18 protein-coding genes are annotated in these 26297 nt (G+C 40.8%); 10 read left to right on the forward strand and 8 right to left on the reverse strand.

The genetic code is table 11. From position 1 onward, the window contains the following. The first annotated feature begins 53 nt into the window (after positions 1-53). The 3 genes from BM040_RS05520 to BM040_RS05530 all read left to right on the forward strand — a co-directional run bounded on the left by BM040_RS05520 (position 54) and on the right by BM040_RS05530 (position 8453). Positions 54-920 (forward strand): DUF3293 domain-containing protein, encoded by an 867-nt coding sequence (locus BM040_RS05520; protein ID WP_092099525.1) that lies wholly within the window; start codon positions 54-56, stop codon positions 918-920. A 103-nt stretch (positions 921-1023) separates the two neighbouring features. After that, positions 1024-4419 carry a helicase-related protein gene (locus BM040_RS05525; protein WP_092099526.1) on the forward strand — a complete coding sequence of 1132 codons (3396 nt, stop codon included), beginning with the start codon at positions 1024-1026 and terminating at the stop codon, positions 4417-4419. Positions 4420-4430: 11 nt separating this feature from the next. Then, on the forward strand, positions 4431-8453 hold the full coding sequence (locus BM040_RS05530; protein WP_092099527.1) for an Eco57I restriction-modification methylase domain-containing protein: 4023 nt from the start codon (positions 4431-4433) through the stop codon (positions 8451-8453). A gap of 96 nt (positions 8454-8549) precedes the next feature. Here the strand turns inward: BM040_RS05530 and BM040_RS05535 are convergent, their stop codons facing one another. Next, positions 8550-9950, reverse strand: a complete 1401-nt coding sequence (locus BM040_RS05535) for a HEPN domain-containing protein (protein WP_092099528.1) — start codon at positions 9948-9950, stop codon at positions 8550-8552. A 154-nt stretch (positions 9951-10104) separates the two neighbouring features. Here BM040_RS05535 and BM040_RS05540 point away from each other — a divergent pair, with 154 nt between their 5' ends. Next, a complete protein-coding gene (locus BM040_RS05540; protein ID WP_092099529.1) occupies positions 10105-11124 on the forward strand; it encodes a macro domain-containing protein in 1020 nt (339 codons plus the stop codon). Positions 11125-11387: 263 nt separating this feature from the next. Further along, complete coding sequence (locus BM040_RS05545; RefSeq protein WP_092099530.1) at positions 11388-11903, forward strand: hypothetical protein; 516 nt, start codon at positions 11388-11390, stop codon at positions 11901-11903. A 71-nt stretch (positions 11904-11974) separates the two neighbouring features. On the opposite strand, the gene BM040_RS05550 is transcribed toward BM040_RS05545, so the two are convergent. From BM040_RS05550 to BM040_RS05580, 7 genes are all read right to left on the reverse strand, one after another. Then, complete coding sequence (locus BM040_RS05550; protein ID WP_175490989.1) at positions 11975-12979, reverse strand: DNA recombination protein RmuC; 1005 nt, start codon at positions 12977-12979, stop codon at positions 11975-11977. Positions 12980-13012: 33 nt separating this feature from the next. Next, entirely contained in the window at positions 13013-13558 is a 546-nt protein-coding gene (locus BM040_RS05555; RefSeq protein ID WP_139217771.1) for a hypothetical protein, read from the reverse strand. 217 nt (positions 13559-13775) lie between these two features. Then, positions 13776-14699 carry an ADP-ribosylglycohydrolase family protein gene (locus BM040_RS05560; protein ID WP_217646710.1) on the reverse strand — a complete coding sequence of 308 codons (924 nt, stop codon included), beginning with the start codon at positions 14697-14699 and terminating at the stop codon, positions 13776-13778. A gap of 3 nt (positions 14700-14702) precedes the next feature. Continuing rightward, the gene (locus tag BM040_RS05565; protein WP_092099533.1) at positions 14703-14903 is read right to left on the reverse strand and encodes a DUF4236 domain-containing protein; all 201 of its coding nucleotides are present in this window, start codon (positions 14901-14903) and stop codon (positions 14703-14705) included. 191 nt (positions 14904-15094) lie between these two features. Then, positions 15095-18442, reverse strand: a complete 3348-nt coding sequence (locus tag BM040_RS05570; protein ID WP_092099534.1) for a DEAD/DEAH box helicase — start codon at positions 18440-18442, stop codon at positions 15095-15097. 500 nt (positions 18443-18942) lie between these two features. Further along, positions 18943-19374, reverse strand: a complete 432-nt coding sequence (locus BM040_RS05575) for a hypothetical protein (protein WP_092099535.1) — start codon at positions 19372-19374, stop codon at positions 18943-18945. Positions 19375-19403: 29 nt separating this feature from the next. Next, a complete protein-coding gene (locus tag BM040_RS05580) occupies positions 19404-20879 on the reverse strand; it encodes a sigma 54-interacting transcriptional regulator (RefSeq protein ID WP_092099536.1) in 1476 nt (491 codons plus the stop codon). Positions 20880-21193: 314 nt separating this feature from the next. On the opposite strand from BM040_RS05580, the gene BM040_RS05585 reads away from it, so the two are divergent. The 5 genes from BM040_RS05585 to BM040_RS05605 are packed head-to-tail and all read left to right on the forward strand — an operon-like array spanning position 21194 to position 26297. Continuing rightward, entirely contained in the window at positions 21194-21799 is a 606-nt protein-coding gene (locus tag BM040_RS05585) for a hypothetical protein (RefSeq protein WP_092099537.1), read from the forward strand. Positions 21800-21804: 5 nt separating this feature from the next. Next, on the forward strand, positions 21805-23082 hold the full coding sequence (locus BM040_RS05590) for a DUF4407 domain-containing protein (RefSeq protein WP_092099538.1): 1278 nt from the start codon (positions 21805-21807) through the stop codon (positions 23080-23082). A 12-nt stretch (positions 23083-23094) separates the two neighbouring features. Then, entirely contained in the window at positions 23095-24069 is a 975-nt protein-coding gene (locus tag BM040_RS05595; RefSeq protein ID WP_092099539.1) for a DUF4407 domain-containing protein, read from the forward strand. Then, entirely contained in the window at positions 24062-25792 is a 1731-nt protein-coding gene (locus tag BM040_RS05600; protein ID WP_092099540.1) for a UbiA prenyltransferase family protein, read from the forward strand. The genes BM040_RS05595 and BM040_RS05600 overlap by 8 nt, the downstream gene beginning before the upstream one ends. Before the next feature lies 1 nt (position 25793). After that, complete coding sequence (locus BM040_RS05605) at positions 25794-26297, forward strand: hypothetical protein (protein WP_092099541.1); 504 nt, start codon at positions 25794-25796, stop codon at positions 26295-26297.

Consider the following 26297-nt stretch of genomic DNA (forward strand, 5'->3'; position numbering starts at 1 on the left):
ATTTATTCAGAAGAATCTACTAATTCATATATTGCAATACAAGACAAACTTTTATGCCTGCTTCTGAACTCATGGAAGCTTACCACATTACTGACTACTGCTTTACTGTAAATAATCAAGAGTATACAATCAGATTTGATGATGAAAACGTAGCCTTCACTTTCTTCTTAGAAGCTAATCGAATTGAAAAGTGGGCTTTCATAACCGCTTGGAACCCCTACTCTGTATCAATGCCCATTACATACAACACAGAACAACAGCAACTAATGCTTCCTAAATTAGAAGGTTGTAAAAAGTGGAAAGGTGAAGAGCGTGGCCGGGATGGCTGCTGGACGCCGGAAGAAAGTTATTTCGTAGCTGACATAAACAGAGAGGAAGCAATAGCGCTTGGTCAGGAGTTTGGGCTAAATGCTATACTAGTAGGAGGCTCTGATGGGAAGGCTAATCTAATAATGCTCTTCGATAGCTTTAGGTACATCTTTAGCAATGGGAGGCTTGTAGTTGAAGGACGCAAAAAAAGGCATACCCATTATTTAGACAATTTGGAAATCAATCCTATTCGCTTAGGAAGAGGGAAAGCGCTAATCAACTCAGAAGGTCCTATACTTTCACTTCACGAATACAATCACAATTTATACCTAAGCTCACATTTGAAGGATGGTTCTGGCAAGGTATATTATGCAACTAACAAAGAGCTTCTGCATGAATATTACCAAGGGAAAATCACTATTAAGAATTTGATCGATAGGAGCCCGTCCAGAGAATTGGCTATAAAGCATTTCGTAAGGTCAGTCTATGTCCAAGTCTCTCAAGTTTTAAAGGATGATTTTAATCAGGAAATTCAATATTCTGACTATCGATTTACAGATCTACCACCTGGTATGGCTGCTGAAGACTATTTAGCAGATTCATCTTTATAAGATAAGATAAATTATACTCTCATTAGCAAGTCTTATATTCCATATAAACTTTCTCAACTATAGATGGGAAAGTAGATTGATACGACTTCTCTTTTAAACTTTCATGATTCTAGATAACGAAAATAAAAATCCCAAAGTACACGAGTGGATTACTAAATATACCACAGAAGGCAGTATGTCTATTGTTACTGGGTATTTTACGGTTGGTGCTTTAGCATATTTATCTAAAGAAACTAATGCCAAAATTGATCAATACAAATTTATACTTGGCGACATAGTAAATTTTGACGCTAGCAAAGACAGAACCTTAGACCTTTTAAATGAAAATATTAGTATTGACGCTTCTTTAAAATTAAATAGTTTAGCCAAAGAGGCTGTTAAATTTCTTAAGCTAGATAAAGTAGAAGCTAAGACTTTGGAGCCAAATTTCTGTCATGCAAAAGTTTACCTGCACAGCAGTAAGGATAATGACGCACAGAAAGACTACTATGTCTCGGGAAGCTCAAATCTTACCGAAGCCGGCATTGGATTAAAAGTTACTAATAATATTGAACTGAACATTGGGAACTTTGGTGCAGACAATCAATACGATCAACTAGTTGAGTGGTTCAATAAATTGTGGACCAAACCTGAAGCACATACAAAAAAAACGATTATTGATAGTGAAGGAAAAAAGACAAAGACAGATTTTAAAGAGTATCTGATTGAACAAATTCAAAAAATATTCATTGAATACACTCCAAAGCAACTTTATTACAAAGTTTTATTTGAGCTTTTTGGCCAAGATGTTTTAGCAGGAACAGATAACCCAGAGTGGAATAAACAGCTTGGTAGGTTAGAAAATACTATCATTTACAATTCTCTGTATGAATTCCAACAAAAAGGAGTACTCAGTCTGATAAAAATGCTCCAGAATTACAATGGGGCAATTCTGGCAGATGCAGTAGGTTTAGGTAAAACGTGGAGCGCGTTAGCTGTTATGAAATTTTACCAACTACAAGGTAGAGAAGTTATACTGTTATGCCCTAAGAAGCTTCATAGTAATTGGCACAAATACTTACGTCATCAAAATTCTCGCTTTGAAAGGGATCAGTTGGAGTTTTTCATACGCTACCATACTGACTTGACTGAAGGCTTAATGATTAGGTATACTGACAGAGATGATAAGCTATTCAATAATCCTAAATCAAAGCCGAGATTATTTGTGATTGACGAGAGCCACAACTTAAGAAACGACAAATCTAGTAGATACAGCTTTTTATTAGAAAGTATATTAGCTCAAAATGAGGATGCAAAAGTCCTTATGCTTTCTGCTACACCGATCAATAACAGCTTACTTGACATTAGAAATCAGTTTAAGCTTATCGTTTCTGGCAAATCTGATGGATTTGAAAAATCATTAGATATAAAAAGCATTGACGGTACATTTAGAGCAGCACAAGCTGCCTTCAATGAGTGGACGAACGAACCAAACCCTAGGATAGGTGACTTTGTTAAAAGGATACATCCCAACTTCTTTAAGCTTACAGATTCTTTAACAGTTGCCAGAACCAGAGCCATGGTTAAAGATCAGCAAGATGGATTGTACTTCCCTAAAAAAACGAGACCGGAGAACCTATTTATTACACCTAAAAGAATAGGCAACTTTGAGACCTTTGAAGAATTATTTAACCACTTCCCTGATAAGCTGTCTGCATATCAGCCTTCTAGATATATTAAGCAACCTGAAGATGTAGACAAGCTTTTTGATGAACAGCAAAGGGACTTCTTCTTAGTTAAAATGATGTACATTTTAATGGTCAAGAGACTCGAATCTTCCTGGTGTTCGTTCCAATCAACAGTTAATAAGATTTTAGATCATCACCAAAATGCTTTGGATAAAATAAACACCTATCAAAGCAAAAAAGAGAATGAAGAAGTTGGAAATACCCAATTCAGCTTATTTGATGAAGAAGATTCTCTTCCATATGAAGAGGAACTAACTCTTGGTAAAAAGCGAAAAATTACTTTAGCTGAGATTGATGCTTCAGGTAATCTTGAAGAATTCAAAAAAGATTTAAAAGAGGATATAGAGTCGCTAGAGCTCTTACAAAATAACCTAACAAGGTTTGAAAGAAATATAACTAAAGAAACACAGTCTTCTAGAAATTACACTAGCAAAGATGACAAGTTAGCTGCTCTGATTAAAATTATTGATAATAAGAGAAAAGGTAAATACAGCTCTAATAACAGCAAAATATTAATTTTTACTGTTTATAAAGACACAGCATTTTATTTATACGATCAGCTTAAAAAGAGAGGTTTTGACAGATTAGCTGTAGTTAGTGGAGATGCATCTAAAGTATCAGATAGAGAGGGGGAAACACGAAACTTCGAGCCATTACTAGAGAGGTTTGCTCCCTATACGAAGCTGTTCCGTGAAAAGGAGTGGCTATTTCAACCTTCGGATGATAAATTAAGCCTGGGCGAACAGTATAAAGAATGGCAAACTTGGGTTACAAAGACACATCCCCAAACTTGGGAAAAGGTAATGAACCCAATTGATATTCTTATAGCAACTGATACCTTAAGTGAAGGGCAAAACTTACAAGATTGTGATCTAGTCGTGAATTATGATATACATTGGAATCCTGTAAGAGTAATACAGCGCATGGGCCGTATCGATCGTTTAGGATCTCCTAATGACAAAATTTATGGTATAAATTTTTGGCCTTCAGATAACATAAACTCCTACCTAAATCTACAGATCAGGATAGAGCAAAAGATGGCAGCCATGACAATTGCTGGTTCTGAAATGCCTAAAGATTTTACCGAAAGATTCCAGCAGATAGCCCAGGATGAGGCGCTAGAGGAAAAGCAAAAAGCTAAGATGCTTGAGCAGATGCAGATTTCATGGGATGAGATAGAAGTAAGTGATAAAAGTTTAGGCTTTGACAATTTATCATTGGAGAGTTTTAGACAAGATTTGTTAGAAGAAATTAACAAAACGAAAGATTACTATCAAAGCATGCCTAAGGGTATTTATACTGGCTTCAAAGGAGCAAGAGAAATATGTCCTGAAGATGGCATTATAGCTCTATTAGGTTATCCTACTAAGCCCGCTAAAGCTGTAGACTTTGTTTATAGGGGCTATGAGTTAATTTACATAAATTATGAAGGTAAACCTGTAGTTCTTAATCAAAGGGAAGTTCTAGATGCACTCGCTAAACATAAAGAATTACCAAGATTGGTAGACAAGTCAATCGACTCTGGAGAACCTAATAGCATACTCAATCTTTCGAACGCATTAGACATTTGGTTAAAGAAGCAATTAATTGAAGAAGAGCTACAGGCTGATGGTACTGTTAAGGAAAAAATGGGAAGCGCTGGGTTAGATGTATTAGATAAATTGAAAGCTGGTAAGAGAGAAGTAATTCTAGAAGTAAAAAAAGACGGAGGCATTACTCAAAAGTTCACAAGGGAAAACTTCGATCTCATTACATGGTTTGTTGTTAGCTAAATAAAAATAAAATGGTAGAAATATTTAAGCAACCTAATTACTTACAAGCTCTCCGAGAGTTTTTCAAAGGGCTAAATGTACCAATAAATTACATTGCAGAGGCTCCTACTGATGCTGAATCAATACTAGGCAATAAATACAGCGAGGCAAATCCAGCTCATCAATTAATTGATGATGTATATGTGTTGGGTCTAGTAGATGATGCAATATTTACAGGTAAAATCTCTGCACCATCAGTCGACGATGTTAAGAATGCTGATTATGATGGCATTTTGATTTTAGGTATTACTCTAAACAATCAAAATAGCTCACCTACTCGCTCTCAACTAGCTGAAATTACAAGAGTATTTAACAGTTCATTTCCATACACTCCTGTAACTATAGTATTTAAGTATGGTGAATATGTTGCCTTAGCTAATAGTGAAAGAGTTAGACGAGGAAACAGAGATTACCGTGAAGGAGAAAAGATTGGTAAAGTATCTTTGTTAAAGGACATTAATGTTCTAAACCCACATAGGGGGCATATTGCAATTATAAATCAGTTGAAAATTGAGACTTCTGGCAGTAATGCTGTCAATACTTTTTCTCAATTATACTTCTACTGGCAGTCTGTATTCTCAATTAGTGTTCTTAATAAGGCATTTTATCAAGAAATAATTTCCTGGTTCAATACAGCAATAAGAGACATTAAAATACCAAGTGAGAAGCCTGGCTCTGAGAAACACAAAGATTTTACAGTAAGGTTAATAGCCCGACTGATTTTTATTTGGTTCCTTAAAGAGCTTGGTGTAGTCAAAGAGGAGTTGCTTCTACCTAAATTCAATAATGGTGACTTAAACAATCTTATCAAACCGAAAGCAAAAGGTACTGCCTATTATAAATTTATACTTCAAAACTTATTCTTCAATGCTTTAAACTGCGAACAGCAAGAAAGAGATACTACAATATTTGATGTTTTCGCTGGAGATTATTCACAAATTGAAGAAATCAAACAGCTAATTTTTTATGCTCCTTTCCTGAACGGAGGTTTGTTTGATATTCATAAGAATGATTTCTGTGAGGGCAATAAAATAAACAACGCATTCTCTGTACCTGATCATTTATTTCTAGATACTGATAAGGGCTTAAATAGCATATTGTCTAAATATAAGTTTACCATTGCGGAAAATACTCCTTTAGAGGAAGAAATTGCCGTGGACCCAGAAATGCTAGGAAGAATTTTTGAAAACTTACTAGCTGAACAGAGCGATGATACGAAAGAAGCTGCCCGTAGAAATACAGGAGCATTTTATACTCCTAGACCTGTAGTGTCTTACATGTGCCGCAGCACCCTTTTAAAACATCTTGATATTGAAGTGAAGCCTGAAAATGGCAAACAGATTGTCAATAAGTTATTAAACACTACAATTCTCGATCCTGCTTGTGGTTCTGGTGCATTCCCGATGGGTATGTTAGAAGAAATGATGCAGGTTTTAGAAGCTATTGACCCAAGAGGAAATCTTTGGACAGCAGAAATGCTAAAATCAAATGATCAGGAATTCAAAGAACATATTTCTGATTTTATTGCTGATGGTCAAATTCGCTACGTAAAGAAGCTTGGTTTATTACGCAGCTGTTTATTTGGAATTGATATTCTAGAGTATGCTGTAGAAATAACAAAACTTCGTTGCTGGCTTTCTCTGATCGTAGAGCAAAAGGTTGATCGTACTAAACCTAATTATAACCTAAAACCACTTCCTAACTTAGAGTTTAAATTTTATAAAAAGAACTCTTTGTTAAGATATTACCAAGATCAAAACCTTAACCAGTTAATAGATTCGGTTGATAATGATCAGCTACTTGAAACACTTGTTAATCTTGAGAATGAGTATTTCATCGCGAAATCTAGTCAGCATGGTAATAAAGAGGAGATCAAAGAAAAAATAATCTCATTGCTAGAGAAAATAGTAGACAGCAAAACTGAGGCTGTCACTAAAGAGTTTAACGCTACTTTAACAGGAATCAACAAACTTACTTCAAGTGGTGCATCATCCAGAGAAATTGATAAGCTAATAAAGAAAAAGGAAACCTTAGCTAAAGAACTCGGTGAGTTAGAAATCTTCAGAGATACGATAAAAGATTATTTCATTGAGAGAGTAGTTTTTCCTGGCATCTTTAACATTAGTAAACCTAATCCTGGATTTGATGTAGTTATCGGTAATCCACCTTATGTAAACACTAAGCAGATAAGCAAGATGGGGCTTACTGCAAAACTGACACAAGAATATGGTTATTGTGATGATTTGTACAATCACTTTACAATACGCGGTTTAGAATTATTGAAGAAGGGAGGGTTACTGAGCTATATAACATCTGATACTTTCCTTACACTGCAGACTAAAAAGAACCTTCGGCTTGAATTCTTAGGTATTCCTAAAGTCCCTAAGGAAGGTGAAGGTTTATTCATGAAAGAAACTGAATGCAGGGTAACTGAGATCATCAATACTCCGAAAGCTTTCTCTGCTTTGGTAGATACAGCCATATTCACTATAAAGAAAGAACAGGCTCCAGAAGATGCTATGGTCACTTATGTTGACTTAAGAAAGCCAAATGCAACTTCATTTGAAATATCTGAAGAGGAATGGCAGCAAATAAAGAGTACTAGAGACAATATCGCAGGTTGGGAGCGTGTGTTAAGTTATACCTTTAGTACATTAGGATATAAAGAACCTTTATGGGTTCTATCTCATACTTGTGATAGTATACAGGTGTTTAAGGATGAATACTCTCCTCTACTTAAATTCAGACTATTATTAGAGCCATATCGTAAGGCTATTAATTTTGCTATCTTCTCGCCTACTCCATACAATTGCCAGATACTAGAGAAAATAATAAAGCCAGCTCGCCCTGTTTTTGATACCTGGTGGAGTAAAATTGAGGACTCAAAGAAAATCAAGAAAAATCGCACAAGCATAAAAGCATATACTGACAAATTAAATGTAGGAGATTTTACTATACTTGGATTGATTACTGATGGTGGAGTTGGTCTACAAACTGGAGATAATAGTCGATTCATTGGTTATAAATCAACATCTCGTTTCGCGGACAGGAGTCGCGAAGCAAGAGTCAATAAGTTATTTGAAGTTATAGAAAAAAATCCTTCTATTACTGAAGAATGGAAGATACTAAAAAACGTCAGTTCAAGACAAGATCTAGAAGAAGTACTTAAAGGATTATCAGAAACTAAAATTTGGCAAATTTTCGATGAAATTAAAGAAGCTTATGGGCTGCGAGTTTTTGGCAAAGGATTTATTTACAGAATAATTCCCCCTGAGTTTGAATTTGACTTAAGTAGTTTAACAGATGAGCAAAAGTCTCGTGGCATAAAAAACATCAAAAGTTGGGTGCCATACGATAAAGGAGATAGAGAAGGTAATCGTTGGTACCTTGAGACACCATTTTTAGTTGATTGGGGACAAGACACAGTATCATATTTAGCTAGAAACTCTGGCAAAAAAGGTACGGGCATGCCTGTTGTAAGAAACCCGCAGTTTTACTTCAGAAATGGTTTTTGTTGGAATGAAAGTCTTAACCCAAATAGCTCGTATATCAAATGCAGGCTAAAATCTAAAACTGTTCATGATGTTTCTTCAATGTCATTGTTTGAAGAATCAGGCTTAGGTGACGAGTACATCGTTCTCGTCCTCAATTCCTTTTTAAGCTTTAAGTTAGTTCGTGAATTTTATAACAACACAGTTAAAATTCAGATGAACGACATTCGTAAACTGCCTATTAAAATACCAACTGATCAACAGTTAGCTGCTTTCAGAGATAAGTTTAATGAGTGTCTAGAAATTAAAAAGCAATATTTTGGAGGTAAGTTGGAAAGAAGAGATGCAAATGATTTACTTAAACCGATTGAGCGTGAGATAGATGAAATGGTGAACAATCTGTACGGTATTACTGTATCCGCAGCCATTACAGCAGATGAAGAATTTGATGAAGAATTAGTAGATGTATTGGATGAGGAGTTAGAGGAGGAAGAAGTAGATTAAGGGCTTCCAGATTAATTTTGCAAATAATCACTTATGAGTCATTAATTTGAAAATTGGGCATCTGAAATTAGCATTCGGATGCCCAATTTACTTTAATTAAATTGTAATAGTCAAAGTACCAATTTCTTCAAGCCGCTTAGAATCCAAAGGTACTCGCCTATGAGCATCATTTATCAGGCTATCCATATCAGCATACCAGCATTTCTTAGTAAAGTCTTCTCCTTCAAGCTGCAAGTGGTGCATTTGCTGTAAGGCAACATTAACCTGGTCAACCACTTTAAATAACTCTGTTACCTTCTCGCGTTCAATAGCCTTGCCAGCATGCACAAATTCGCTCCGCAGCTTGTACATTTCTGACATGGTAAAGTAATGGTGTTTAATGTCTACTCCTAAGCGCTTAAAGGTAAGTATAGCCATACGATTCTTCAATGTGTTAGACCGTGCTTCTTCTGTATCTGAATTAAGCACCGCATCTAGGCCAGCCGTCAGGTTTATAAAGGCATCAGAAATCCGATCATCTTGCAAATGTATGGCGGCCGTGGTAGCAAAAGATATCAGCACATCGTGCAGGTGCAAAAATTCGCTCTCTCCCTTTTGCTTCATTCCCTGGTAAGCTTCTACAGCCTGGTTTACATGCTCAATGCTATGGCGCCAACCGTAATGTATCTGATGACCAGCTGTTCTGATTGGTATCATCCAACCTTGTTGTGCGTTGCCTGCTATATGCGTATACATGGTAAACTGTGTACCTTCACCTAAACCCATTTCATAAAATATGCGCTTGTCATAGAAGGCCATACCAAATGCCACAGCGTCTGCCAAATCCTGGCTAAACTCATCCCAAAAGTGCTTCCACTTCAGTTCGCTTAGCGCTTCAAAGTATACATCAAATACAAAATCACGATATCCATCCGGCAAGTATTTATACAGCTCTAATAGGTTAAACACCTTTACTTCCTGTTTATCGCGTTGTATAGCCAGAAAGTCTTCCATCACCAGTTCATTTAGCTTGTTGTACCTGATGTAGCGTTCCCAGTAATCGGTGGTAGGTATGTTACGCTTTGTAATCTTCTTTACATCCTGCACCTTAAATTTTCCGAATAGAAAACGCTCCAGCTTCAGATACTTCTCTTCGCCATAATTTACTTTCATCGGAAACACCATTTGTAAATTAGCCTTAGTAAAGCATTTTTCTAACTTATCGATGGCTGTGCGTGCCTTGCCAGTTACTTTATAAATGCTCAGGAAAAGAAAAGTATAAACCTGCGCCAGCTCTTCACTAAACTCATGTCCGGCTCTTAGATAGAATTGCTCTACATCAGTTAAGTAATCTGCATAAGTGTAGCCTTCAATTTCTCTTGGGTAATACAGGGTAATAGATGGCCTTAAATGAGTGCGGTCATACTCATCCCTTGCTGGCATCTTAGCTTCAAATTTCTTCAGGATGTAATCGGGTGTAAAGCTTGTTTGTATGCTTTGGAGGTAGGTGATGTTCATTTGAGACTTACGTTAAAATATATAGCCTATAATATACTAACTGCGCCTCCATATTGAAAGCTATACAACCTGACAGAGAATTTTATTGTAAAGCAGCATGTAAGTATTTCGATTAGTTTTAGTGTATATTGAGAAAGTAAGAATATCAGTACTAATGCCCCTTATTAACTTCATAGAAATAAAGACAAAATCCGGCTACAGCGAATTTGAACTACATGCCGCCGACATTACCAAATTAGGTTTTGATGTAGATCTAATTGCTATTTCAGCTTATAAGGGTAGTTATGTTCCAACCCCTGGTTCAGTTATCCAATCGTTTTACGAACAAGGTGTTAAAGTGGAAGCTCTGGCAAAAGAACCTTTGCTCGACTTACGAGATAGCTTTGGCACCTGGGTATCAGAGCCTTTTAACAAGAAGAACTTCAAAAACCTGATATGTCTGGAGATAGGGGGTACGGGTTTTACGTTTGAAGAAGCTATTCGTAATTTGTTTTCTGTTCTGTCTGTGCTGGAGATAAAAGGTTACCGCAACAAAACCATTGCTTTGCCCATGCTAGGAACCGGTAACCAGCGCATCAGCCCCAAAGAAATTGTGCCTATACTGGTAAACCAAGCATTAGACTTTTTGATGCACGCCCGCTACCTGAAGAAGGTTATTTTTGTAGTACGAGACGAGCAGCAGGCAGAAGAGCTGAATGAAGTGATGGATATGGTATTAGGCCGCAGCAATGTGCGTGTGCCACATGGCCCAATGATAGATGGTCTAAAGTCAGAGATACTTCGGGAGCTGGATAAGATAGAAGTATTGGGAGTGGCGGATCATCATGTTAAAGAGTTGAAACGCATCATATCAGGCGAGTGTAGGTCCTTTGATTTGGGAGTAAATTCCCGTAAAATGGTGGAATTTATACTATCTGACATATCACCTGAATATGGTCAAAGTTATAGTTTGCTTCATAATATCCGCTTATTAGACAAACTGGGTATAGCTAAATGGGTGCAAAGTTATATGCATGTATTGCGTGAATTTGGTAACGCAGAAGCTCATAGCGCCACAGCCGAAAAACGGAACCCCGAAAATATGACTGCCAAAGATCTGGAAGTATGTCTGTTCTGTCTGCAGCGGGTACTTGATTTTTATAATAGCTATAAAAGCCAGTATCAATTGCTATAATGATAAGTAAAACAGCACACATTACACTAATATGCTGCTAATTGTAGGCTTTTTAATATTGTTGTCTTTTCAAAAACTTATTATATATATTAAAAAATAAATATATTTACTCCAGAAATTCTAAACATAGAAGACCTATTTTATATGATGTAGCCTTTGCTTAAGGTGCTCCTGCACACAAGAGTTGATATTTAGCCAATACCTTATAAGTTGATCAAAGGGGTCAACGGGAGTGGCATGTTCAAAATATTAAATTTTTTGTTATGTGCAGAGAAAAGTACCTCAACTCACCGGCTGTGGAGCCCATCCGTTACGTCTACCACATCTCCCCCACCGAAAACCGCGACTCCATCGACCGCCTCGGCATCCTCTCCCGCAATGACATCTGCTTCGGGCTTAAGTTTAACTACCCGCCGGCTGTCTTTGCAAACAACACTGACGTCTTTGATAGCTTTTACTGGTGGCCCTTCATGGAGCTCATGTTTGAGTATCCCGCGATAGGCATTGATCCGGACCAGATGTACTTCGAGTACGACATCTGGGAAATAGACACGCGCATTGCCGACACCACCTGGTACAGAGACCCTGGCCTGTTCAAAGACAACAAACACATCTTCACATTGGATGACATTCCGCGGGAGGCTATTCGCCTGGTGCGTCAGGAGCCAACCGAACGCCGTGTCAGGTACAGCGATGGTGTAGCCTCTACCTATATCTGGAACGGCCTGGTAACGGTGCTGCCCCGCAGGCCACGCTATGTGCTGCCTTATGTGAGATAAAGAATAGCCCGGCAAGGCAAGGATGGTGCTTGCCTTGCCGGGCTATTTCATAAAGGATACAGCGCCCTTGCTTAATTAGCCATGATAGGTTCAAAGTCACTATCGCCATCAAGTAATCTAGGATCGATTATCACTTGGTCAGGCTCATCTTCTGTGGGTAACATAGCCTTAGATATACTCTTACTAGATTTTAGGCCTAAATCTTTTAGTTTAATTGCCTGCCCAATCAGGTTTCCACTACCAGTCTTAAGTTGGCCTATAGCAGAATCATAGGCCGTTTTAGACTTCTTAATATGCTTGCCAACTTCCTCTAGTGTTGAGACAAAACCTACAAACTTATCAAAAAGCAGCTCTCCCCGCCTCACGATCTCCATGGCATTCTTACTCTGCATTTCCCGCTTCCACAGGTCAGCCATTAATTTAAGACAGGCAATTAAGTTGGTTGGGCTGATAAGCAGGATTCTCTTTGAATAAGCATGTGCCCATAATTCCCGATCATTTTGAATAGCTATCATATAGGCAGGCTCTATCGGGACAAACATCATGGTGAAGTCAAGAGAGGACTCCAGGTTATCATACTTTTTACCGTGCAGGTCGTCGATGTGCTTTCGGATACTTTTTATATGTTCCTGTAAATGTGCTTCCTGAGCCTCGGCTGTTTCCGCTGAAAAGTATCTGTCGTAAGAAACCAAGGATACTTTAGAGTCGATGATGATGACACGCTCATCTGGCAGCTTGACCAGCACATCCGGCCTTAGGCTATTCCCCTCTTCATCCTTTATCGTCTGCTGTAAAAAGTACTCTCTTTCTTTCTCCAGCCCTGACTGCTGCAGAATACTTTCCAGAATCATTTCACCCCAGTCGCCCTGCTTCTTTGATTGCCCCTTAAGTGCAGTGGCAAGGTTATTAGCCTCACTACTTACCCTGTTGGTTTGCTCTACTAACTCTTTCACTTTCGCTTCAAGAGAAAACCTTTCCTTAGACTCCTTATCGTACGTCTCTTCGACTTTCTTTTTAAAGTTGTCAATGTTGTCGCCGAGGGGCTTCAACAGAGCTTCTATATTAGACTTATTCACATCTGTGAATTTACCTGTTTTCTCCTCCAGGATCTAATTGGCAACTTTTTCGAATTGCAAAAGCGCAGTTTCCTGGATCTTCGCTAACTCATCCTTCTGCGTAGTTATTTTTTCATTCAGGGCATGGTTATTGGCAGTCAAAGTACTGTTCTCGGCTATAAGCTGATGCTGACGTTCAGTCAGTTCTGCTATTTGGCCATCTTTGTTTTTAGATGAAGTCTTCTGCTGCTCAAGGCTTTCTGCTAAAGACCTGTTTGTAGCATTTTCCTGTGCACACCTTTGGTTCAGTGCATTGATTTCACTTTGCTGTTTTGAGACCAGGCTTGTCTGCTCTGCCAGAGAAGCTGTTAGTTCAGAGATTTTCTGCTCCTTATTGGCAACAGTAGTTTTAAGGGAAGCGGTTGTAGATTTTAACTCATTAAACCCAGACTCCATAGATTCTAATTTTGAATATGTTCTTGTTAACTCCTGCTGCTGCACGGAAACCCTATCCTCCGCTATTTTCAGCTTTGTGACTGTTTCATTGAATGTAGAATTCAATACTTCATGGTCTGCTTTAGAAACATGCTTTGCCTTCATCAGCAAATTGGCTATGATGAAGGATAAAATTGACCCAAACAAGAGTCCCAGAGAAATTGGCATTAGATCCATTGAGTTGTTCTTAGATGTTAAGAAATAGTTTCTACTAAAATCTTGTAAGTTTCTCAAGCAGGAAAACAGTGAAGATAAACAAGGCACACCATCAGACTAGCAGCCTAACCCTGCCAATCGTTCCCTCCTGCAAAACCTGATTCTGTCATTGCTTTTTAAGCAGCCCTTCAGCCAATTCACAAATCCCCTTCCCATCATACACCACATCCCGCCAATGCGCCGGTATCCCCTCCACCCCGTAGTAAGCTCCCGTCATTTGACCATACACTGCTCCCGTGGTATCGGCATCGTCACCTAGGTTCACGGCCAGCAAGCATCCTTCTTCAAAGGTATCGCTGTTATAGAAAGCCCACAGCGCCGCCTCAAGAGACCTTACCACATAGCCGCTACCTTTTATGAGCGGTGGGTTAAGCACCTTGAAAGAGCCTTTGGCAACCTCTTCTATCGCGGGTGTGAGCCTGTATTTTTCAAAGTAACCTGGCACAGGGGTAAACAGGGGCTGCAGCAGCTCTTCTTTGCTGCGGCCTTGCAAGGCTCCTACTATGATGCCTGCCATATAGATACAGGCGTCTACCGTTGTAAGGGCGTCATGGGTGGTGCGCGAACTGTCGGCGGCATATTTCAAGGCGAGCTCCGGCTGCTGATGATAGTAAATAGGTACTGGAGCCAATCGCATAATAGAGCCATTACCGGCAGAGTTGGGGTTGGTGGACCCGCTGTAGGCTTCTCCTGTTTTCTCAAAATTTGACAAGGCACTGTAGGTCGCGTTGCCGATGTCAAAGCATCTTCCGGTGCTGCTTCTGTATCCCTCTCTCAGCCAGCGTACATAGCGCTCCATCTGGTCTTTCGGGTCAAAGCCATTGCAGTGGATCAGGCTGTCGGCCAGGCACAGAGCCATCGACGTGTCGTCCGTCCACTGGCCAGGCTCCAGGTCAAAAGGTCCACCGCCCACGATATCGGTAACCGGATCGAAACTGCCTGGCTGGGAAAACTCCAGGGTAGTACCCAGTGCATCCCCAACGGCAAGCCCTAACAGGCTGCCTTGAAATCTTTCTTTTATAGAGATCATTTCCTATTTGCTGTTTTTGTTGCCTCCGATGTACTTCCTGAAGCCGATACCCGTGCCCGGTGCACCGCCACTCACATAGGTTTTGCCTGTAGCCGTTTTACCGATGCGCGCACCCGGCACGCCTATACTTATCCCTACACCACTCCTGGAGAAGTTTAGGCGTAATGGCCCGATTTTAATTGTCTTTCTGAAGAAGAGGCTCATAGTGATGATTGTAGGTAAGTGATATCTGCTATGCTTAATATAAAATTTCATGCCAACGCCCAAAAGCCTGATAAATGACCTTGACGCACCAGTTCATGATCAACTTCTGCACGTGCCTATCAAAAGCTGATGAGTTTACCGAGACAATCTTATGTAAAAAGGCCATTACCTGATAGTGGCCTTCCTGTGGGTTAGATTTGGCTCAGGTTGATGTACCCGCCCTTATCCGAGATATACTCCAGAAGTTTACGGTAACTCGCACTGGAACGCAGCACGCTTTCACAGCCTACCAGCACCACCTGCTTTTTGGCGCGGGTCAAGGAGACATTTAATTTACGGTCTACCATGCCATCATCCGTCAGGGACTCCAGGAACTGCATCTGCTTGTGGTGGTTAACAGCCAGGGAAATAATGATCACGTCACGTTCGCTGCCCTGGAAGCGCTCCACCGTGTCCACATCAACCTGCTGCATAATGGCCGGCTCCACATGTCCGCTGCGCTTGATAGTGGCGATCTGTGAACGGTATGGGGTTACGACGCCCACACTATGCTGCGTAAAGCTGCTGCCATACACTTTGTGGACCGTTTTGATAAAACCGGCAACGATGGCTGCTTCACCCTGGCTCACCTTGGACACGGCCTCCCGTGCCGCCGGCACGAAGATCAGCCTCGACTTAGCCAACGCCCGCTCGTACTTGTTCTCAGAGTCTATCTTAAACGTATGCTGCTCCTCAAACTGATCCTCCCGGATCGGCTGCAGTTTATTGCCGTAGTACTCGCTGCTTACATAAGCGCAAATATCGTGGTGCATGCGCCCTTGCCTGGTAAGCATGCCATAGGCCTGGTGCCAGCCATTTGCTTGGCAGGTGGCCTGCAGACGCGAGAACAGGGAGTTCTTCAGCGACTTTAGATGCAGCGCTAACAACACCTCGTCTTCTACTTTGGTATACTTATCTGCCTGCGTGACCACGGCTGGCAACTGCTTTTCGTCGCCGATCAGGATGAAGCGCTCAAACAGCGGAAGTATGCCCACCAGGTGCGGCTCCAGCAACTGAGAAGCCTCGTCCACAATAACGGTATGGAACTTCTTGAACTTAGCCAGCTGGCTGAAGCCACCCAAAGAGGCCTGGGTACTGACAAAGATGCGCGTATTCACAACCGACTCGTTCAGCTCACTTACCGTTTTCTCCTCGGCCAGTTTATTAAAGCAGTTGGCTGCAGAGCCGCTGCGCGACAGGCGCAGGTGCGGCAGTCCCGCCTTATCCAAATGGCGGCAGATCTCCTCTACTGCACTGTTAGTGAAGGCCATCACCATGATATTCTCATCGGTGCTATCATGCAGGCTCTGCACCATGTTGCGCAGCATGTAGGATGTTTTACCGGTACCCGGAGGGCCCTGCAGCAAAAAGTAGTCTTTCGCGCCAAGTGCCCTTTCCATCAGTTCGCGCTGCTCATCAGAAAGCTCTCCGGACACTTTATACTTCAATGACTCGAACACTGGCGCTTTAAGACCAAACAACAGGTCGCGCTTTGGTTTAGGTGTTTGCAGGAAACAGGCCAGCGACTTATACATATCATCAAAGCCTTTCTCCATCAGGTCGCGCTCCAGGGCCCAATACGGGTGCTTTTTAAAATAATCCGCATCCATGGTCTTAGAGCGCAACGCCACAACCACCTCCGTATCCGTGATGCGCTTGATGTTGCACTTCAGGATCTGGTTTTTGACCGCGGCCAACTCGTCTCCCTCCACAAAAGGATAAAGGATGGTGATATCCCCTTCGCGCAGGTTGCTCATTTTATCCGAAAGCAGGTCTCTTGTCAGGTGCACCTCGCTGCTCTCTGTGAGCCTTGAGAACCGCAGGTAATCCAGAATAGAGAAGGTGCTGCGCTTATCGGCACGCGCTGATCGCCATAAGGCGGCAAAGCCAGGGGTGCCTTCTACCTCATCGCTCCCGATCTTGGCCGTGCGCTGCTCCCTGGCCACAAAGCCCACAAAGTCGCGAAAGTACTTCAGCTCATGCGGAGCGGAGTTTCTCATACCGTTCCAGATCCCCTGCAGGGCCTCTTCGTCAAACTGGGCACGGGCACCGAATTTCTCCGGATTAAAACGCCCCAGCACTTTCTCCGGGCATTCTGCCAGCAGGAAATCATTCAGCACGATCAGGTTGCGGAGCGTCATCAGCTCCTGGCGCAACTGCACCGACTCGGCATGGTTACGCAGGGGCTTGCCATCATTCTTACTCCCATTGGAGTAAAGAATGGCACTGTCGCCGGAGCGGCCCGGGAAAGTGGACTCGAGCAGCATGTTGTAGCACTGGATCTGCGCTTTGTTGTTTTGCCAAAGCCCGTCATTATAGTTGAGCCCCGGCACGCTACCGCTCTTCAATTCCACAATGTTCTTGCGCCTGTCTTCGGCAGGGTCCTGAGCCAGCATATCCAGGCGGCCGTGCAGGCCAAACCTGGTCGAGAAGTAGGTTGGTTCTATCAACAGCTTGTGGTGCTTGTAACGCGCCAGCACCTCGTTGATCACCGCGACATGAGGAGCCGCATCCTGGTACATGTCGTTCAAAATACCTGGCACAAACTTCCCACCCTGCTGCGCCACACACAGCAGACCAAAAGCCTGCTCCCCCATGGGCTCATGTCGCACGTCTTTATGCACAGAGCCAGGGCTAAGCGCCAGCGTATCCAGGATATTGTTGGCCACGTTACCGAGCATCATCTTGTAGCTTGTCTCCGACTGCTTGAATTTGCCCAGCAGATAGATGTTCGGGTTGATCCCGTTGCGATCGAAACACTCTGCCAGCTTGGAGGCCTCAATCAGGTAGTCCGGCTCCACCACCATGATGGTGTGCGGTGTGGTGCTGTAGACATTCTCTGTGCCTTCGTTTAACTGAATATTGTAGAAAGACACATGCGCATACTTACTCAGTCGCTTGCCCACTTCGGCAAAGCAGCTGCGCCAGAAATCTTTCTGCTCTTTTGGGTTAAACAGGTTAATAATTATATCGCCCAATTCTTCGGCATCGCCACGCAGGGTGGTGCGAAAAGAAGTAGCCTCCTCGTGCAGCACCTCTACCACCGTCAGCTGCATTTCGCTAACGTGGGTGTGGTTTCGCTTTTGCTTTTGCTTGAAAGTAAGCTCAGGCCGGTTGCTATACTTTGTACTCAGCTCAACTGGTTCCGGTGTGTTTCCGAAATGACTGATAGCCAGCGCCAGAGCTTTCATACCCGTCAGCAGGTCATCATCCGATACGTCGGCCCCCGCATTGTGCACCACATGATTCGCTCGTACCCGCAGGCCATGTACCTCATCGCGCACCACAGGCGACACATCGTATTTATCAAAGATATAGTTAGAACGGCTGAAGGTGCTTTTAAAGTACTGGCTTTCCTGGCTGGTAAGCTCTTTAAAAAGCGAGTCCAACACAGCGCGGAGATCTTTGAACTTATCTGTTTTCTTCGGCCCCTCGGCGGCGTCAATAGCCAGAATCTTATCGTAGTAATACTGTGCGGAATCAGGAGAAAGTATGCTCATTTGTTTTCGGTTGGCTTGATGTGGTTGTTGTTAAATTTCATCCTAATATTAGGATATTACAATGTGTGAATTATTAATGAGTATTCAAAACCACTACATAACATAGATTGCATTGGGAGATATAAACTATTGATATACAAACAAAAACAATTATTCTCAATTATGTTCCTGTTTGGGTATGGTATTATGCCGAAGCCATTGTCTTGCAGCACGTATCTGATCACTAAACAGCTTTGAGCTAATAGGTATAAAAGTAAGCGGCTCAGCCATGATTAGGCTGCTGCCTGAACCTGCTGTACGATATGGCACAATGTAGTGGGGTTTATACTTTCCATTACCCTGGAAGCACACATAAACAGCTCCTGCACTTTTGGATCAGGCAATATGAGCTGTATGGCTTCGGCCAACCGCAATGGCCATTGAGACGGTCTATTGTGTAACAACACAAACTCAAAACCGCATTGCCCTTCGATACCTGCTTCGTCAATATCTGAAGAGAATTAATAACATAACAGGCTTAACAATACTGGCTGATACCACTCAGGCAGATCTTCTTGATCAGGAGTAAGAGCAGCAGTATAAGCACGTTGGACCGTCACTACCGTTTGCTTCATACTATCGGACCAACTTGCGATCCTGATCAGGCCACGGTGTTGCAGCAGGTGTAGCGGTGACGCAGCTACTACCCGGCAGACCTGCTGCCTGAGCAATTCCACGGACCCGGAGCTTTGCATCTTGGTGGTAAGAAGACGGTAAGCTATCTCGTAGGGTGAGAGCGGCGTTCCCGCATCGTAAAGTATAAAACGAACCTGATGTAGCAGGCTTTCTTTATCAGGCACCATCATCAAGATTGTTTTGCCCGACAGCTGCAAACCTGCTACCAAAAAAAAGCTCTGAAACAGCTTAATTAAACCAGTAAAACCTATCAACATCAGCAATGATGTGTCAACTCCTGACTTGCTTATCCTTCTTCTAATTCTGTTTCTTCTTTTTGCACGCCATAGAGGCGCAGCTTTTTCTTTAAAGTATTTTTAGAAATGCCTAGTGCCTGTTCTGTATGGGTAAGATTACGATTCTTTAAATGATACACCCTGATGACATGAGCCTTCTCCACATCATCAAGTAGTAAAGAATGCTCCGCTTCCGGGTACCGCAGGCGTTTAGGCAGATCATTGTAGTTTACGTCCTCATCACAGAATACATACAGCGACTCTACCATGTTCTCAAGCTCACGCACATTGCCGGGGAAGGTATAGTTTAAGACTGCTGCCAATGCTTCTTTTGTAAACTTCAGCTCTTTAGGTTTAGCAAACTCTGCACGCTTTACTTTCACAAAGTGCTCAAGATAGAGCTTTACTTCTGACAGTCCTCGATCACACAGGCTTGGCAGCTCCAGCTCGGCTACGGCCAGGCGGTAATACAGGTCCCAACGGAAGCGTCCTTCCATACACATCTGCTCCAGGGGTGCGTTAGTAGCAGCCACTACACGTACATTTATTTTCTTCAGATCGCCGCCTATTGGCTGAATCTCTCGTTCCTGCAACACACGCAAAAGCGTCTGCTGCATTTGCGGACTTATATCACCAATCTCATCTAGGAAGATCGTTCCCCCATCTGCCTGCTCAAACAAGCCGGTACTGTCCTTATCAGCACCGGTAAACATACCTTTTTTATGGCCAAACAGCCGAGACTCCAGCAGAGTATCGGAAAGTGCAGAGCAGTTTATAGCCAGAAATGGGGCATTGCGGCGAGCAGATTGGTTATGAATATGCCTTGCCAGATGCTCCTTGCCTGTACCGCTCTCCCCGCGTATAAGTACTGTTACGCGGTCGGTGTGTGCTACCTGTTCAGCCCGTTTATAAACAGACTCTATACTTGGTGTTAATTTAAAATGGCTGTCTGCTTTTGCTCTTGTTGCATGCACCTGCTTAATGGTAGCAGCGAGTGGGGCATATCCACTTTCAAGGCTTAATTCTTCGAGCTTGGGCTTCTTATCAGCATGAAACTTACCTTCGCTAGTTTGAATCAAATGCGTGTTAAGGCCAAGTGACTGATGACACATGAACCAACTAAGCTGCATGATAGAAGTACCCGGCGAGAAAAAAATATCAATCTCATTCTCAGCTAAGCTAACCAGCAGGCTCTCTACTTTCGGTTTTATCTCTTCTAAACTAATTACATTCTTAAGCTCCAGGAACCTGATCTCAATATTTGCTTTTGAGTTTAGCTGGTATACAACACTTTTTAGATGCTCAACCCAAAGCTCCTGATCGGCAGATGAGTACAATAAAATATGTTTATCATAGCCGCGAGAGTTGTAAAAGTGTTGATAGAACTGGTAGTGGGGGCCGTGATTTGCCACTTCCTTAAATCCACCTTTTTCATTCCGTATAAAATCATGATTCTTGGCTACCCAGGATACTAGAAGTTTGCTCATAGCTTAAACTGAAAAATACAGATATGAATTTAGCAAAAGCCGAGGGATGAAAAAATAATACTTGAATATTATAGGTAATATATATTATTTCTACATTTGTTACTAACCGGCCTTTGATACTTTCAAATACTGGTTTCAGCTTTTCCCCTTCAGCATACCTGAGTACACAAGCCTGTCACATTCTGATATGCCTGTGCAAAGTCAGACACCCACACTTAATAGCTAGGTGGGTAAAAAACGGTTTTGCAGTGCATAGGTGTGCCCTGTAAAAACTGGTATAGAATTTTGTAACTAACCACTCATAATAGAGTGCTATGAAAACATTCTTGAGAAGTATAACCTCATTTTGTAATACTATAAAGTGTCGGATCCACTCTGCACTGCTTTATGGCAAACACATCATTCTTAGAACCAAGGCAGAAGTTGAATACATAAATCAACTGGATCCAGTATTGTTTACAGGTAACTTCACCTATGCATACTGGAAGAGTAAAGGTATTTACAAGATAGTTATCAATGCAGGGACTGAAGCTATCATCCTACCTGGGTCAAAAAACAAACAAATTATTTTTATAGATAAGGTTTCAGACAGACTTGAATTTAAGTTTTATGGCGTGCGTAATACTATTGTAAAAGAATTTACGATTAACGCCTTTAAACTGAGTATTCAGACTCCAGTTGTTGAAACTGACCTGTTTAGCCAGCCTGCGCAATTACACAGCTCTTTCTTTAGAGAACGATTATGTGCTGAGTTTTCAGAACCTCTGAAGGTCAACAATCTGATAGCTGATGTAACAATACAACCACCTAAGCTCAACCTTAAAAACATGGATGCTAAAGTCATAAACACAGATTTTAAAATAGCAAACATGGATTTTTCTGTAGTGTTACCCGAATATACTTCTCAAACTAATAATTAATTTATATGGAATCAGATTTTTACAGAACTCCTAAATCAACTCCTTTAATGCGCTTTTTCTGGAAAGCAGCCGGTGGTGACAGGTACATTCTTGACCGGGCTACTTATTCTGATCAGATTAAATACATGTGCCTTGGAGGTATAGTGGTGGCTACAGGAGCAATGGCTGCTCTGGCTGGTGGTTATGCCTTCCATACCATTTTTGAGCCTCGTGGATCCGCTCTTGAAAGGAGTTTTGACATCCCAACAACCTTATTAGCTATAGTATTTGGAGCAGTTTGGGGTTTGATCATTTTCAATATTGACCGCTTTATAGTAACCAGCACAGGTAAAGGAGATGGCACTGAAGCTATCACTTGGGGTGAATTTAAAAGCGCTTTACCTAGAATTGTTATGGGTGCCATCATCGCTCTTACTATTTCCAAGCCAGTGGAAATTAGAATGTTTAAGACAGAAATTGATGCAAAACTACATGAAGAACAACTATTACTTAGAAAGGATTATGAAACGCGAACAAGAGAGGGTTATGCGGACCGTATCAAATTAATTGATACTGAATTAGATGGGTTTGAAGCTGAACGGCATGATTTATTAAGTCGAATCAAAAAGGCAGAACAAGAGCGTACAGACCAACTTCAAGGACGTGCAGGAGCAGGAGCAGGTAATGGTCCTTTAGCAAAAGCCTTAGAAAATATTCAAACTGATTTAGAGAAACAGCTTAATAGCTTAGACACAAGGAATGCAGATCGTATAGCTGAGCTTACCACTCAAAAGAAAGCCTTACTTGCAGAAATGGATACTGAGTTAGGGAAAAATGAAAAAGTTGCTGCTGGTTTAGATGGTCTTCTAATGAGAATTAAATTAGCTCATGAAATTTCTGGCCCTTGGATCTCCCTATTCATAACGCTTCTTTTCATGGCGATTGAGCTTACGCCAATCTTCTTTAAGTTAATGCTTATTAAGAGTCCATACGACTATTTAGAAGAAAATACAAAGGAGTTGATGAAAGCCAAGCAGGGTATTTACATACAGTACAACTACTACAAAGACAAGCAAGGTCTTGAGAGAGATTTAGTACGCTTTTTAAATGTAGAAAAAGAAATCCTGCAACAGGAAAAGCTACTTGAAACTCAGAAGCGGTTAACAGAATACGCTATTAATAAATACGAAGAGCAAATAAAGCGAAAGATTGACGACTCTCCGGAAAGCTTTATTAAAATAGACGCAGGAGATTCTTTTACAACTGCCAAAAAAGCCGAAGCACTTGATGTAGAAAATGCTTAATCCTTAACCAGCATGCGTCTGACTCTTAACGAATATTTGTGGGTGCTTTCGGGTGATGATTACCGGATAATCAGAAAGTGTAAGAAATCTGTACAACATACTTTTGCTGGTATAGGTGCTGTAGTGGCTGTTATTGCATTGCTGTGTTTTATTGGCTCTTATTACACCTTCTATAAGGTTTTCAGTTCGGTTATTCTGGGTATTATGTTAGGGGTTTTCTTCGCCTGGATGATCACTAATATATACCTGCTCATTTTATATACCTTATCAAAAGATGTGCTGCCCCATAAACCGAGTACAGGCGGTCGCTTGTTCTCTAAAGGCATCAGGTTAGGGTTCGTAATATTTATAGCGGTAATTGTGGCAAAACCTATTGAACTGGTGGTTTTATACCAGAAAGTTTTGCCTGAGATTGCTGCTTACAAAGCTGAGAAATTAGCTAAATATACTGCCTTAACAGATGAGCATTACCAAGCTGAAATAGTGAAGTATGAGATTGAAATCAAAAAAGCGCTGAATAACCCTGATTCAATTTATATAGATCAAATCCAATACTATAAGAAACTAATCGCTTATAGATTGAGCGAGCGTGATCGCCTGATTGCTGAAATGGAAAAGAAGATTAGCAGATCAAAGTTTTACATTAAAAGCCTGCAGATCTTAAACAGCGAGTTTCCTGCTACTTGGGTTGCAACTATAATCGTAGTGGCCTTATTTCTTTTACCTTTTATTCTGAAAAGTTTTATTCCGGAGAATAACGAATACTACATTCTAAATAAAGGTGTTCAGATGAAGATTGTAACTGATCATTTTAGTGCCTTCAAAAAAGAATATAGCTATGCTTTAAGTCCGCTTACAGAATTTAATGGAGGTAATTATTTTGCTTTTAGTGAGCCCTACATAGATCCTCCCTTCAACACTATACGCAAATCAGAGAGTCCTGCAGAGTCTGAGTCTAGCCTCAAAAATTTCTTATATCATGGTTAGAACAGAATTTGTTAAAGAACTCGTTGAAAGGCGGACCTACTTTAAAGGTCGATTTGTGGGTAAGTACTGGGCTGACCCAGCATACGATATTTCGGATGGCACCCACGAAAACTTCTACTCCATAAAAGTATATGAAGGAGAAGTTTATGCCCATAAGTCAGACTTCAAGAAATGGCATCAGGGAAGCTCTGTCAAAGGTTTTAAAGGAGTTAAAGTTTTTGATCCTGAATTACCACGGCAGCTAACCCTCTATGTTGCTGATGATACTGGCAGCATCAGAAAGTTCAAGGCAGATGTGTTTGAAGCTAAACTTATAGACTATCAGCTTGGCAATAAGTTAAAAGATGATGATCAGGCATTTGGTACTATAGAGGGTACCATTTCAGGGTATGTTGTGCATTATGATGAGGTAGAAAGGGAGATTTTAGTTGAAACTAGGGAAAGCAACTACGGCTACAGTAATCCAACCGGCTCAATACCTTTACAGTCATCATCAGGAGGTTTATCAACTTTCATAGATACAGAGTCACATCAATCACATTATTCTAATAACAACCGGAAGTATAAAACCAGTCAACTCACTGGCAGATACAAAACCGATGGAGACTATGAAAGACATGAGTATTACTACTCTGATTATTCAACTTATTGGGGCTCCTGGAAGAGAAAGTACGATAGTTCATTTTTAGAACCTGAAAAGAAGTTCTCATTCTGGAGGTTTCTGTTTAATGCCATACTTATACTTTTTGGCTTAGCGCTTTTAATACCTGCTTTAATTTTTGGATGGCAACAGATACTTATCGTTGTTGGCATTTATCTTTTTTTCGGTTTATTTTCTGTCTTAGGCTCAATTTTAAGTTATATCGGCAAATGGTTATTCCGCATTTTGTCAGTAGGGTTTGCGCTGGCTTTTTTAATAGGCTTTATAGCTTTTATAAACAGTTTATTAAAACCTGTTCCCTCAGTAGTTGACCCTATTGTTGATAATGCTGATGAAGTTACTGTAGTTGAACCCAACCCGGTTGCACCTACGGATTCAATTATTTCACATCGCAGGATTTGGTCAGATTACAGGAATAACCAATTTGATACTTATTTAAAAGTGGCTGTTGCTGATTATAAGCAATCAGCTTCATTTAGAAACAACCACGAATTGTCCTTTACTTCCCTTGATGCCTACGATCAAATTATAACTGATTTATATCAAGCAGATAGAGGGAAGATTCCACTTATTTTTTCTGCATTTGACTCTATTAGACTAGCCAATAGATTAAATCAGTATGAGTTTGCTGAAATGGTAGTGAGTTGCATTCAGGATATACCTTATGTGCTGCTACTTGATAATCAGTGCAACGCAAATTTATACAATGACAGCTTTGTGGCAAATTACTTAAGGAATGGTGGCAAATGTGATGGGAACATTAAGTATGGAATTAGAACCCCTGCGGAATTTATTGCAACTCTGAAAGGTGATTGTGATACTAGAACCTTACTAGCTTTCACCATTTTAAACCATTTTAATTATGATGTGGCAATCTTGGGCAGCAATGTCTATAGCCATTCTATATTAGGTATTAACCTGCCTTACCAAGGTACCTACAAAACGGTAAGGGGTAAACGCTATGCAGTTTGGGAAACTACTGCTGCTAATATGAAACCAGGCGAACTACCAAGAGAAATCTCAAACATGCAAAACTGGACAGTAAATCTTATTTCACAATAATATGCTACAAAATCTAATCACTTTAGGAATAATAACTCTTTACGCATTACTGGTAGCCTATCTTTTAAACGCCTTTATAAATCTGCAACTCAGGAAATTTATGAAGTCTAATGAAGTTAATTTATCATTAGCTTTAGTGAAGCTTACATTCCTGGTCGCTGGCGGCTTATTATTATCAGAAATCCCAGCAGTTATAAACACTTTATCAGATACTCTGCGAAACCAATATGCTTATGTGGAATTATACAAACTTACTTTTCAGAATGTAAGCTTTTTTATAGGTATTATTCTGTTAGTATTGATTTTCATCTATTTTGTATCAACAGCTCTTTTTCGCTTAGTTTCCCCAAAGAACTCTTTCAAAATTGAAGTTGCTAACAATGTAGTAGAAAGAGTAATCATCTTTATCGGTATTGTCTTAATAATAACTTTTAGCATCAAAGGCTATATCCCTATTCTGTTAGATTATTTCATTCCTTATCAAACAATACCTACAATTAGATAA

This window comes from Pontibacter chinhatensis (assembly GCF_900113285.1).
Lineage (GTDB): Bacteria > Bacteroidota > Bacteroidia > Cytophagales > Hymenobacteraceae > Pontibacter > Pontibacter chinhatensis.